The sequence below is a fragment of the Caulobacter sp. FV2ye17ST genome, from assembly GCF_058680955.1.
Genome location: NZ_CM178727.1, coordinates 1,405,919 through 1,418,675, shown reverse-complemented (window position 1 = coordinate 1,418,675; position 12,757 = coordinate 1,405,919). Strand labels below are relative to the sequence as shown.

Annotated in this window: 10 protein-coding genes; 2 read left to right on the top strand and 8 right to left on the bottom strand. The window is 67.5% G+C overall.

The features are described 5' to 3' along the window. Positions 1–121: 121 nt before the first annotated feature. From ACW17V_RS06815 to ligA, 3 genes are all read right to left on the bottom strand, one after another. Positions 122–541, bottom strand: a complete 420-nt coding sequence (locus tag ACW17V_RS06815) for a DUF2147 domain-containing protein (protein WP_492108105.1) — start codon at positions 539–541, stop codon at positions 122–124. Positions 542–676: 135 nt separating this feature from the next. Beyond that, complete coding sequence (locus tag ACW17V_RS06810; RefSeq protein ID WP_492108104.1) at positions 677–1,408, bottom strand: class I SAM-dependent methyltransferase; 732 nt, start codon at positions 1,406–1,408, stop codon at positions 677–679. Between the two features lie 124 nt (positions 1,409–1,532). Next, positions 1,533–3,884, bottom strand: a complete 2,352-nt coding sequence (gene ligA / locus ACW17V_RS06805; protein WP_492108103.1) for an NAD-dependent DNA ligase LigA — start codon at positions 3,882–3,884, stop codon at positions 1,533–1,535. Positions 3,885–3,992: 108 nt separating this feature from the next. On the opposite strand from ligA, the gene ACW17V_RS06800 reads away from it, so the two are divergent. Beyond that, a complete protein-coding gene (locus ACW17V_RS06800; protein ID WP_492108102.1) occupies positions 3,993–5,162 on the top strand; it encodes an acyltransferase family protein in 1,170 nt (389 codons plus the stop codon). Positions 5,163–5,218: 56 nt separating this feature from the next. Here the strand turns inward: ACW17V_RS06800 and recN are convergent, their stop codons facing one another. From recN to lpxC, 3 genes are all read right to left on the bottom strand, one after another. Further along, a complete protein-coding gene (gene recN / locus ACW17V_RS06795; RefSeq protein ID WP_492108101.1) occupies positions 5,219–6,916 on the bottom strand; it encodes a DNA repair protein RecN in 1,698 nt (565 codons plus the stop codon). A 92-nt stretch (positions 6,917–7,008) separates the two neighbouring features. After that, positions 7,009–7,926: an outer membrane protein assembly factor BamD gene (locus tag ACW17V_RS06790; protein ID WP_492108100.1), complete on the bottom strand. Its 918-nt coding sequence runs from the start codon at positions 7,924–7,926 to the stop codon at positions 7,009–7,011. Between the two features lie 108 nt (positions 7,927–8,034). Then, entirely contained in the window at positions 8,035–8,931 is an 897-nt protein-coding gene (lpxC, locus tag ACW17V_RS06785) for a UDP-3-O-acyl-N-acetylglucosamine deacetylase (protein WP_492108099.1), read from the bottom strand. A 285-nt stretch (positions 8,932–9,216) separates the two neighbouring features. Here lpxC and ACW17V_RS06780 point away from each other — a divergent pair, with 285 nt between their 5' ends. Beyond that, positions 9,217–11,289 (top strand): S9 family peptidase, encoded by a 2,073-nt coding sequence (locus ACW17V_RS06780; protein ID WP_492108098.1) that lies wholly within the window; start codon positions 9,217–9,219, stop codon positions 11,287–11,289. A 6-nt stretch (positions 11,290–11,295) separates the two neighbouring features. On the opposite strand, the gene ACW17V_RS06775 is transcribed toward ACW17V_RS06780, so the two are convergent. Continuing rightward, complete coding sequence (locus ACW17V_RS06775; protein ID WP_492108097.1) at positions 11,296–12,009, bottom strand: squalene/phytoene synthase family protein; 714 nt, start codon at positions 12,007–12,009, stop codon at positions 11,296–11,298. Positions 12,010–12,075: 66 nt separating this feature from the next. Then, positions 12,076–12,687: a urate hydroxylase PuuD gene (locus ACW17V_RS06770; RefSeq protein ID WP_492108096.1), complete on the bottom strand. Its 612-nt coding sequence runs from the start codon at positions 12,685–12,687 to the stop codon at positions 12,076–12,078. Positions 12,688–12,757 lie beyond the last annotated feature (70 nt).

Below are 12,757 nucleotides of genomic sequence, written 5' to 3'. Positions count from 1 at the left end.
CAAGTCCTCTCCCTGACGGGAGAGGTGTCGCCGCAGGCGACGGAGAGGGAAGTCGTAGGGCCAAGGCCACTTCCCCCTCCGGTCGCTTTGCGACCGCCTCCCCCTTCAGGGGGAGGACTTCCTACTTCACCCGGTTCCACACCTGGGTCTTGCACAGCGGGGCGACGACGCAGCCCTTCAGTTTCAGCTGGCTGTCGGACAGCATCTCGATCGTGCCCGAATAGGTGCCGCCGTCGTCGGGATTATAGACCTTGCCGCCGGTCCACTTGGCCGGCCCGCCGGTGAAGTCGTAAAGCATCTGCAGGCCCTTCAGGGTGCGGCCCCGCTGGGCGGCGTCCTTGTTCTTTTGGTCCTTCAGGGCGGCGTTGGTCTTGATCTGGTTGGAGGTGACCAGCTTGCCGCACAGGCTGTTGCCGCAACGGGCGATCTCGACCTGGCCGCCATTGGTCGGCGTGGCCCACAGGCCGGTGACATCGGCGGCGAAGGCTGGCCCGGCCAGCGCGCCGAGCGCCGCGACGGCGATCAAGGTGGTGCGGAACATGGTCTACTCCCTGGGTCGCGCCTGACTGCGCGTTTGACGGCATTGGTTGCGCGATCCGCCGACCAACGGCAAGTCTCACGGCGAATTGAAGGCGAGATCTTCAAATCCGTCCAGCGCAACGAGGCCCCGGTGGTCTCAGGTCCGTTTCTGAAACACGCAGAGGGCCTGGCCCATATTGCCCTGCGGCACCACCACATCGCCGCCGCCGCGGATCTCGACCACGTCGAAGCCCAGCTCCGGAGCCCACAGAGTCAGGATATCGCGATGCAGGAAGGCGTTCAGGGGCGCGTGGGCGCCGGTCTTGATGTGCTCGACCGTCGGCTTGAAGATGTTCGTGAAATGCGCGGGCTCGGAAAATTCCAGGAACGTAAACACCACACGACCGCCCGGCTTCAGCACGCGGTGGGCTTCTTCCAGGTACCAGTAGCTCTGCTCGTGCAGCAGGTGGGTCAGGACCGAGAAGAAGCAGACCATGTCGGCGACAGAGTCCTTCTCGGGTATTCCGATGTGGTCGATCACCTCGAAACGCCAATCGGCGCGCTCGGTGATGCGGCGCGCATTGGCCACGAGCGCGGGAACCAGATCGATCCCCAGATAGTCGCCACGATGCTGCGCCGACAGCGGCTTGGCCAGACGGCCCGCCCCGCAGCCCACGTCAATGAGATAGCCGTCGTCGGGCAGGCCGTAGTGCTTCAGCAGGGCGGCCTGCAGATTGCCGAAAAAGGTCCAGTCGCCGCCGATGGCGACCGCCATCGCTTCGTCGTGCGGCATGGCCCGCATCAGTTCATCGACCATGGCGATATTGACCGACTTCAGGTCATGAGGATTCCGGCTCGGCGCCGCAGCCGCCGGTTCGGGTCGCAGCAAGTTCCTTACGAGTGCCCGAAGTCCCACTGCATGCCCCTTAGGTTGAGCATCAACCCCTATGGCATTTTAAGATGTCCTGTCCAGCCAGACCCGCAGCCGATCAGGCAAGGCCTGCCGAATGGCCCTATCCGGCCACCATGGCCAGCCACTCGTCCTCGGTCATCACCTGGATGCCCAGCTCGGTGGCGGTCTTCAGCTTGGAGCCCGCGCCGGGACCGGCCACCACCAGATCGGTCTTCTTCGACACCGATGAGGCCACCTTGGCGCCCAGGGCCTCGGCCTGGGCCTTGGCCTCGTCGCGGGTCATCTTTTCCAGAGCGCCGGTGAAGACCACGGTCTTGCCGGCTACGGCCGTGTCGGTCTTGGGCTTGGCGACAGCCTGGATGTCCAGTTCAGCGACCAGGGCGGCGACCTTCTGGCGGTTGTGATCCTCGCTGAAGAACCGGGCCAGGGACTGAGCCGCCACCGGGCCCACGCCGTCGACGGCGGCCAGATGCAGATAGTCCTCGCCCGGAGCGCCATTGGCGGCTTCCGCCAGGGCCTGGGCGAAGGCGTCCCAGGTTCCGTAGCGCTCGGTCAGGGCGGCGCGAGCCGGTTTGGTCAGCTTGGGGACGGCGTGACCGATCTTGATCTCCACGCTGTCAGCCTCGGGCCACGGATCCGCTTTCAGGCCGCCCTTGCCGACCTCGACCAGTAGGTCCAGCGCCTTGGGACCGACGCCGGGCGCGGTCGAGAGCTCAAGATAGGTCGCGGTCGGCAGACCCGTGGCGGCGGCCTCGGCGGCGGCCTGCAGGTCGGCGAAGGTGTCGAAGTGGCGGGCCAGCACGGTCGAGGTGGTCTCGCCGATATCCCGCATGCCCAGACCATAGATCACCCGGTCCAGGCCGATCGTGCGCCGGGCCTCGATGCCCTTGACCAGATTGGCGACCGAGGTCTCGCCATAGCCATCGCGGGAGCGCAGCGCGTCCAGCTTTTCCGCGTCGCGGGCCAGACGGAAGATGTCGGCGGGCTCGCGGATCCAGCCCTCGTCGAAAAAGGCCTGCAGCTGCTTTTCGCCCAGACCCTCGATGTCGAAGGCCCGGCGCGACACGAAGTGGCGCAGGTGCTCGACCCGCTGGAACGGACAGGCGAACTCGCCGGTGCAGCGGCGCACCACGGACTCGGTCCCCGAGGCGTTGGTCTCGCGCGCCAGCTCGGTCTTCAGCGGACACGGGCAGACATGCGGGAATTCATAGGGCGGCGGCGCGGGATCGGGCCGCGCCTCCAGCGCCACCTCGACGATCTGCGGGATCACGTCGCCGGCCCGCTGGATCACCACCGTGTCGCCGATCCGCACGTCCAGCCGGGCGATCTCGTCGCCATTGTGCAAGGTGGCGTTGGTCACAGAGACGCCGCCGACGGTCACCGGCTTCAGCCGCGCCACCGGCGTGATCGCGCCGGTGCGGCCGACCTGCAGGTCGATGGCCTCGAGAATGGTGCGGGCCTTCTGGGCCGGGAACTTGCGGGCGATGGCCCAGCGGGGCGAGCGCGAGACGAAGCCCAGGCGTTTTTGCAGATTCAGGTCGTCGACCTTGTAGACGACGCCGTCGATGTCGAAGTCCAGGGTCGGCCGCAGGGTCTCGAAGGCGGCATAGATGTCGAGCAGGCCTTGCGCGTTCTCCACCCGTTTGGCCGGCGGGGCCGTGGTGACGAAACCCCAGTCTTCGAGCCTGGCCAGCGCCTCCCACTGGCCGTCTGCGAAACTGTCGCTGACCAAGCCCCAGGCATAGCCGAAGAACCGCAGCGGCCGCTGGGCGCTGATCTTGGGATCGATCTGGCGCAGCGAGCCGGCGGCAAAATTGCGGGGGTTGGCATAGGTGCGCTGGCCGGCCGCCTCGGCGGCGGCGTTGAAGGCCGCGAAGGCGGCCAGTTCAACATAGACCTCGCCGCGCACCTCGATCACGTCGGGCCAACCGGAGCCCTTCAGGCGATGGGGGATGTCGGCGATGGTCCGCAGATTGGCAGTGACGTCCTCGCCCACCCGGCCGTCGCCCCGCGTCGCGCCCTGGACCAGCACGCCCTTCTCATAGCGCAGGGAGGCCGACAGCCCATCGATCTTGGGCTCGGCCGTATAGGCGACCGTCTCGCTGGGCGACAGCTTCAGGAACCGCCGGACGCGGGCGTCGAACTCTGTCGCCTCGTCATTGGAAAAGGCGTTGTCGAGGCTCAGCATCGGCACGCCGTGCTCGACCGGCGAGAACTGGTCGGCGCGCGCCGCCCCTACTCGCAGCGACGGCGAGTTCTCGCGGATCAGGTGCGGAAAGCGGGTCTCGATGTCGAGGTTGCGGCGCTTGAGGGCGTCGTACTCGGCGTCGCTGATCGTGGGCGCGTCCTGCTGGTGATAGCGCAGGTCGTGGGCCGCCAGCTGATCGGCCAGCGCTTCCAGTTCCTCGGCGGCCTGGGCTTCGGAGAGGTCGGCGACGGGCGTCAGGGTCACGGGCGAATCCGGCTGGAAGATGTGTCGACCCGGTTTTAACCGATGCCCCGGTAAAACGCTCCTGTTGGCGCGCGCCTTGCTGCGGCTTCGTCAGAAACGGAGATCCGCATGTCGAACGCCGCCAAACCGTCCCGCATTGGGGCGCGTGACCTTCCCAAGGCGAGAGACCTGTCGCGCGGCGGCCCGCTGGACGCCCTGCGGTTCTTCGCGGCCTTCTTCATGGTGATCTATCACTATGCCGAGCAGGCGCCCGTCAGCCTGTTCTCGCTGCACCCGGCCCTGGGGCGCGGCTATCTGGCCACCGATTTCTTCCTGATGCTGTCGGGCTATGTGCTGGGCCGCGCCTATGGTGACCGGGTGGCCAAGCGCCAGGTCGGCGACCGCGAGTTCCTGCTCAAGCGTTTCGCCCGCGTCTGGCCCTCGCATCTGGTGATGCTGGCCGGCTTCGTAGCCCTGATCCTCGCCACCACCCTGATCGGCGTCGCCCCGCAGAACCCGCAGTGGTTCCAGTGGTCGCAGCTGCCGGCCCAGGCCCTGCTGGTGCAGGCCTGGGGCTTTGACGGCCCGTCGGGCTGGAACACCCCGACCTGGACCCTGTCGGCCCTGATCTTCTGCTATGCCGCCTTCCCGGTGCTGTGGCGCGGCTTTGCCGCCATCCGCTCGCCCTGGATCGCCCTGGCCGTGGGCGTGGCGATCTTCGTGGCCGTCGATCTGGCCTGCCGCTACTGGCTGGGTCAGAGCTCGTATCGCCTGGCGCTGAAGTACGGCGTCATCCGCGCCCTGCCCCTGTTCCTGATCGGCGTGCTGATCGCCCGCCTGGGCCGCGAAGTCGTGGTCAGCCCCCGCGTCGCCGACGCTCTGGGCGCGGCGGCCATCGCCGGCGTGGTGGCCCTGAACCTGATCGGCGCGTTCGACTATGCGAGTCTCGCCCTGCTGAGCGTGCTGATCTTCGCGGCCGGAGCCTCGGCCCGGAAGGACTGGGGCTGGGCGAAAACGGCGGGCCGGCTGGCCTTTGCTCTCTACCTGACCAACCAGTTCGTCGGCGTGACCTGGTTTGGCGCCCAGCACGTGGCGGCCGGCAAGCTGGGCCTGAACGACGGCGCTCTTTGGCTGACCTGGGCCCTGGCCTTCCCGATCGCCGTGGCCTTCGCCGCCCTGTTCGAGCGCTTCGTCGATGGTCCGCTACAGGCCTGGGTCAAGCCACGCGTCGAGATGAGCACCCTGCGGTCGATGTTTCGCGCCAACCCGGCGATGTGGGCCAAGCGGCGGGCGGTCTGAGGGATGTTGGCGGACGATAGCAACGCTCGCTGTCGTCCCCCTGAATCCAATCCAGCCTAGTTGATCAGGGCTCGCGCCGCCGCCCTCGCCGCCTCGGTGACTTCCGCGCCCGACAGCATGCGGGCGATCTCTTCCTCGCGCTGAGCCGGCGACAGGGGCTCGACCCGGGTGCGGATGGCCTGATCGTCGCCGGACTTGGCGATGCGCCAGTGGGCGTCGCCGCGCGCCGCGACCTGGGCCGAGTGGGTGACCACCAGGACCTGGGCGTTCTCGGCCAGGCGCTTCAAGCGCAGGCCCACCGCGTCGGCCACCGCGCCGCCGACGCCCTGGTCGACCTCGTCGAAGATCATCAGCGGCTGCGGACCGGTTCCGCGCCCCGCCAGGGCCGCCTTCAGCGCCAGGGCGAAGCGGGCCAGTTCGCCGCCCGAGGCTATGGCCTCCATCGGCCCGAACGGCGCGCCGGGGTTGGTCGAGATCTCGAAGGCGACGCGGTCCATGCCGGTGGGGCCGACCCGGTCCTCGGGAAGAGGCTCGACGGCGACGCGGAACTTGGCCTTTTCCAGCTTCAGCGGCGCCAGCTCGGCCTCGACGGCCAGGGCCAGCCGGTCGCCGGCGGCGCGGCGTTCGGCCGACAGGGCTTCGGCGGCGAAGACATAGCCGTCGCGGGCGGAAGCCGCCTCTTCCTCGGCGGCTTTCAGGGCCTCGCCGGAGGTCTCGATGGCCTGCAGGCGGGCCGCGAACTCGGCGCGCAGAGACGGCAGGTTCTCGGTGGCGACGTTCAGCTTGCGGGCCATGCCGCGCAGGGCGAACAGCCGCTCCTCGGTCTTTTCCAGCCGGTCGGGCTCGAATTCGAAGGTTTCGGCCACCGCGTCGATGGCGGAGCTGGCTTCCTGGGCCTCGACCAGGGCGCGGTCGACAGCGTCGCAGGCGGCGGCCAGCCGGGTCATGGCCGCGCCGTCGGCGGGGGCTCCGGCATGCAGGGCGCGCTCGCGGGCCCGCTCCAGGGCGCGGAAGGCCTGAGCGAGCTTGCCGGACAGCGCGTCGCCGCCCAGGGCGTCCTGGGCCGAGGCGATATCGGCCAGGGCCTTCTCGGCCGAGCCCAGCAGGGCCCGCTCCTCGGCGAGAGCCGTTTCCTCGCCTTCGCGCGGATCGAGGCGATCCAGCTCCGACAGACGCAGGGTCAGTTCCTCGGTCTCGGCGGCGGCCTGGTTGGCCAGGGCGCGCAGGGCCTCGGCCTTTTCGCGCGCGGCGCGCCAGCCGCTCCAGGCCGAGGCGACGGCCGAGACGGACACGGCGCCGAAGGCGTCCAGCAGGGTGCGGTGGGTGCGGGGATCCAGCAGGCCGACCGTCTCGTGCTGGCCGTGAACCTCCAGCAGCAGGGCTCCGAGGTCCTTGAGCACGCCGACGCTGGTGGCCTGGTCGTTGACGAAGGCTCTGGAGCGGCCGTCGGGCGACAGCTGGCGGCGCAGGACCAGGTCCTCGTCGCGGCCATAGTCCAGGCCCTTGTCGTCCAGATAGGCGAAGGCGGGGTGATCGGCCGGCAAGGCGAAGATGGCGGTGGCCGAGGCCTGCCCCGCCGCGCCGCGCCGGACGAGGCCCGCGTCGGCCCGCGCGCCTGTGGCCAGACCGAGGGCGTCGAGGATGATCGACTTGCCCGCGCCGGTCTCACCGGTCAGGGCTGTCAGGCCCGGCCCGATGGCCAGGTCCAGGCTCTCGATGAGCACGACGTCGCGAATGGAGAGACCAATCAGCATGTCGCGGAGATTCGCCCAGAATCAGCGTTTTTCAAAGCGCTCAGACGCTTCGATGTTCAGCTTGTGTTCCGCGAGGCTGCGGAGGGCCGGGGCTAGAGCCCCAGAAGCCCCCGCATGCCGGCCTTCTTGGCCGGCTTTTCGCCGGGAGGGGCCAGGGTGGCGTTCTTGTCGCGCACCAGACGGTCCAGCAGGTTCTTCTTGGCGCCGGGGGTCAGCGGCTCGACGGCGGGCTTGAGGCCGGCGTCGTTCAGCAGCTTGTAGGCGTCCGAATACCAGCGATCACCCGGGAAGTTGTAGCCCAGCACGGCGCCGTTGCGCTTGGCCTCGTCGGCGAGGCCCAGGGTCAGGTAGGACTCGACCAGACGGAACAGGGCTTCGGGCGTGTGCGACGTGGTCTGGTGACGGTCGATCACGGTCTTGAAGCGGCCGATGGCGGCCAGGGTCTGGCCCTGGCGCAGATAGTAGCGACCGATGGCCATTTCCTTGCCGGCCAGCTGGTCGTTGACCATGTCGATCTTCAGGCGGGCGTCCTGGGCGTATTCGCTGGACGGATAGCGCTGCACCACATCGCGCAGCGCGCCCAGGGCCTGTTCGGTGGCGGCCTGGTCGCGGTTCACGTCGACGATCTGTTCGAAATAGCAGACGGCCTTCAGATAGTAGGCGTAGGAGGCCGACGGGTTGCCCGGATACAGCGAGATGAACCGGTCGGCGTCACCGATGGCGTCATTGTACTGGTTGCCCTGATAGTGGGCGAAGCCGGTCATCAGGATCGAGCGGCGCGACCATTCCGAATAGGGGTGCTGGCGTTCGACTTCGCGGAAATAGTCGACGGCCTCGTTCCAGTTGCCGCGGTCCAGCCGATCGGCGCCCGTGGCGTAGAGCAGCTCAACCGGGCGCTCTTCATAGGCCAGGGTCGGCTTCTTGGACTTGCCGGCGCAGCCCGCAACCGTGACAGCGACGAGAACGGCGGCGAGGACGACTGCCGAACGACCCGGGAATTTAAGAAGCACGGACTATCACCCTCGAAGCAAACGCGCGCCTCGGCGCCGTGCAAGGCTTCTACACCACGCCGCTGAGGGCGCAAATGCGAAGGCTCGACGACGCTGGGTCGCGCTTATCTAGACAGCCTCGGCCAGTTCCAGCGCATGGGAGCGCAGGCGCCAGGCGCGCGGCTGGGCCAGCAACGCCCGAACCACGGCGTTATTGAGGCCATGGCCCGCCAGAACGCCTTCGAAGCGGCCGATGATCGGCGCGCCCAGAACATAGAGATCGCCGACCGCGTCCAGCGCCTTGTGGCGCACGAACTCGTCGGGACGACGCAGGCCTTCGGGGTTCAGCACCCGGTCGCCATCGATGACGACGGCGTTTTCCATCGAACCGCCCCGCGCCAGGCCGATGGCCCGCAGGGCCTCGACGTCGCGGACGAAGCCGAAGGTGCGGCAGTTGGACAGCTCGGCCCGGAACGATTCCTCGTCCACGGTCAGGTCGACGCGCTGGCGGCCGATGGCCTTGCTGCCGAAAGCGATCTCGAAGGCGACCTCGAAGCGATCCGACGGGGTCAGGCTGGCGAACTTGTCGCCCTCCTCGACCCGGACCGGCTCCAGGATCTCGATATATTTGCGGGCGGCTTCCTGCCTGCGGCGGCCGGCGCGATCCAGGATCTGGACGAAGGGCTCGGCCGAGCCATCCATGATCGGAACCTCGGGGCCGTCGACCTCGATGATGCAGTTGTCGATCGACAGGGCGGCCAGGGCCGCCATCAGGTGCTCGATGGTCGAGACCCGCACGTCGTCGGCGTTGTTGATGACGGTGCCCAGCTGGGTCTGGCAGACGGTGTCGGGCTTTACGGGCACACGGTTGTCGAGGTCATGGACATCGGTGCGCACGAAGACGATCCCGGCGTCGATCTGCGCGGGACGCACCGCCACACGGACATGCTCGCCCGTGTGCAGGCCAATCCCCGCGAAGATCACCGGTCCTGCGACCGTGTGCTGAAAATATGCCGAAGCCGACACGAAAGACCCTTATCGTTTTACTCAGAAGCGGCTTTTCGACCGCTCTACGCCCTCTGTACCATTTAGGGACTATGCCGCGCTGCGACAAAGCAAGTCCTGTTTCGGATTGTTACCACTCAAGCCTTTGTAATCGTGTCGCTTTTTTGACACGAAACCGCCACACAAAAACGACCGGCGTCGGACGACCGGCGTTCGGAATTTTCACCCTATCTGCTGGCCTAGCGCGCAAGCGGCGGTTAGGCTTCCGCCTCTTCAAGGAAGAATAGGGCCAGGATTTTGCGTTTCATGATCAAGAGCTTGCGTCTCGCCGCCTCGGCCCTGGCCCTGTCCGCCGCGTTCGGCGGAATGGCTGTCGCCCAGGCCCGTCCGTTCACCGCCAGGGACATGGCCAGCCTGGATCGCCTGAGCGATCCGCGCGTCTCGCCCGCCGGTCGTCTGGTGATTTACAGCGTGCGGACCATGGACTTCGACGCCAACAAGGCCTCGATGTCGCTGTGGGTCGCCGACCTTAAGACCAAAATGGCGCCGCGCCGGCTGACGATCTCCGACGGCGGCGCCTCCAGCGCCCGCTGGTCGCCCGACGGCAAGTCGATCTATTTCATCTCAGGCCGCGCCGGCGGAACCGATCAGGTGTTCCGCGCCGACGCTGCGGGCGAAACCGCCGTACAGGTGACCTCCGCGCCGTTCGATGTCGGCGCCTTCAAGGTCTCGCCGGACGGCAAGACCCTGGTGATCAGCCAGGCCGTCTTCCCCGATTGCGACACCCTGGACTGCACCCAGGCCCGCCTGGACGCCCGAAAGTCGGTCAAGGCGACCGGCGTGGTGTACGACAAGCTGTTCATCCGCCATTGGGATGCGTGGGCCGACGGGACCCGCAACCACCTCTATGCCCTGGCGCTGGACGACAAGGGCGTGGCCTCGGGCAAGCCCGTGGCCCTGATGCCCGGCTTCGACGGCGATGCGCCGACCAAGCCGTTCGGCGGCGACGAGGACTTCACGATCTCGCCCGACAGCCGGTTCGTGACCTTCTCGGCCAAGGTGGCGGGCAAGGACGAGTCTTGGACCACCAATTTCGACATCTGGGCCGCGCCGCTGGACGGCTCGGCCAAGCCCAAAAACCTGACGCCCGCCAACAAGGCCTGGGACACGGCCCCAGTCTATTCGCCGGACGGCAAGTGGGCGGCCTATCGCGCCATGAAGCGTCCCGGCTTCGAGGCCGACCGCTATGCGATCATCCTGCACGAGGAAGCCACCGGCAAAGAACAAGAGCTGGTCCCCACCTGGGACCGCTCGGCCGACGCCATCGCCTGGAGCGCCGACGGCAAGTCGATCTACGCCCTGGCCCAGGACGTGGGCCAGACCAGGATCTTCGACATCGCCATCAAGAGCGGCAAGATCACGCCGGTCACCGGCGACGGCCATGTCAGCGCCTTCGACGTGGGCCCGGGCGGTCTCGTCTATGCGATGGACACCCTGAAGGGCCCCGCCCAGCTGTATGCGACGGCCGGCAAGGGCGCGCCGGTCAAGCTGACCGACCTGAACGCCGAGCGCCTGAAGACCGTCGCCTGGGGCGAGCCGGAACAGTTCAGCTTCAAGGGCTGGAACGACGAGACGGTGCACGGCTTCGTGGTCAAGCCGGCCAATTTCGATCCGGCCAAGCGCTATCCGGTCGCCTTCCTGATCCATGGCGGACCGCAGGGCTCGTTCGGCAACAGCTGGAGCTATCGCTGGAACCCGCAGACCTACACCAATGCCGGCTACGCCGTGGTGATGGTCGATTTCCATGGCTCCACCGGCTATGGCCAGGGCTTCACCGACGCGATCAGCCAGCACTGGGGCGACCGCCCGCTGGAAGACCTGCAGAAGGGCTGGGATCACGCCCTGAAGACCTACGGCTTCCTTGACGGCGACCGGGCCTGCGCGCTCGGCGCCTCGTACGGCGGCTTCATGGTCAACTGGATCGCCGGCAGCTGGAACCAGCCGTGGAAGTGCCTGGTCAATCACGACGGCATCTTCGACAGCCGCTTCATGGGCTATTCGACCGAGGAGCTGTGGTTCAGCGAGTGGGAGAACGGCGGCACGCCCTGGGATCCGAACACCACCTACGCCAAGTTCAATCCCGCCGATCACGTGGCCAACTGGACCAAGCCGACCCTGGTCGTGCACAGCCAGCTCGACTACCGCGTGCCGATGGAACAGGGCATCGCCACCTTCACGGCCCTGCAGCGCAAGGGCGTGCCCAGCAAGCTGCTGACCTTCCCCAATGAGAACCACTGGGTGCTGAAGGCCCAGAACTCGGTGCAGTGGCACAAGGAAGTGCTGGACTGGCTGAATACCTGGACGGCCGAGAAGAAGTAGGCCGGCCTAGATCAGGCCCGTCGCCACCGACCAGGTGAGGCGGGCCTTTTTTTCGAGCTCGCCGGGGTCACGGCCCTTGGCGTAGGCGCCGGCCAGAGCGGCCGTCGCGATGGCCGGGAACGCCGCGACGGGCAGGCCCCTGAGCTCGCGGCGGGCGGCCTTCAGCTGGTCTGCGACGCGGCGCGCGAGGTCGGCCTCCGTCCAGTCTTCCGGCAGGCGCGAACGGCCAGACAGTTTCAGCCGCCAAAGGCCCGCCAGGCCATAGGCCCGGGCCGCACCCTTCACGGCGTGCGGGTCGGCGGAGGGATCAAGACGTCGGGCGGCCAGCACGGCCAGGGCGCCGGCGGTGGCGTCGACATAGGCCAGCGCCCTGCCCTCGTCGGCCGGCGGCGCGTCGTCCAGATCCGCGAAGCGCGCCTCGGCCATGGCGGCCAGGGCCAGGGGGTCTATCCCCGACGCAGCGATGGCCTCGACATTGGGATGCTTGCGCGGCGGCTTCCCGGCCGCGATCTCTTCCATGGCCTCGCGCCACCAGGTCAGGCGGATCTCGCCCATCAGGGCGTTGGACACGCCGCCGGCCACCCGGGCCAGCTCATAGTTGAAGGCGTAGAGCGCGATCACGTCGGCCCGCGCCGCGGGGTCGGCGATGAAGCGGCTGGCCAGCCAGCGGTCTGGATCGACGCGGCGGACGAGATCGTCGAGGGTTTCGGTGTCGGCCATGGTCTCGAAACGAAAAAGGCCCGCCGAATCCGGCGGGCCTTTCCCTTACACGATTTTGGTCGGGGTTTAGCCGAACAGCGTCTGGTTCATCGTCATGGTGGCCAGCATCGGGATGCTGAGCAGGGTGTTGGTGCGCGAGAACAGCATGGCCGTCTTGGCGGCCTTGGCCTTGGCTTCCGCGTCGGCTTCGACGATGCCCAGGGCGATCTTCTGGTTGGGCCAGATGAAGACCCAGACGTTGAAGAACATCACGGTCGCCAGCCACATGCCCACGCCGATGAAGGTGTAGCGGGCGTCGACGTCGGGCGAATAGCCGCCGGCCAGACCCAGGGTCGCGGCCTCGACCAGATAGTTGCGGCTGAGGGCCAGGATCACGCCCATCACCCAGGTGGCCAGGGCCGCCCAGCGGAACCAGAACAGGGCCTCGGGGGCGATGTACTTGCTGACCGCCGGCTTCAGCTCGGCCGGGATCTGCGGCATCACGCGGATCTGCACGAAGTTGAAATAGTACAGCAGCCCGATCCACAGGATGCCGAAGAACACGTGCATGAAGCGGAACACCGCCTCGAAGAACACCAGCCCGCCACCGGCGTGCATGAAGTAGCCAGCGATCATCACCAGCGACAGCAGGACGCTGACAATGATGGTGTTGCGGAAGTTCGCGAGCAGTCCGGACATCCAAGTTCCCCCTAAGAGTCCTAAATCTTGGCGGTCAGCTATAAGCCTCTTCTCAGAGTCGGGCAAAGCC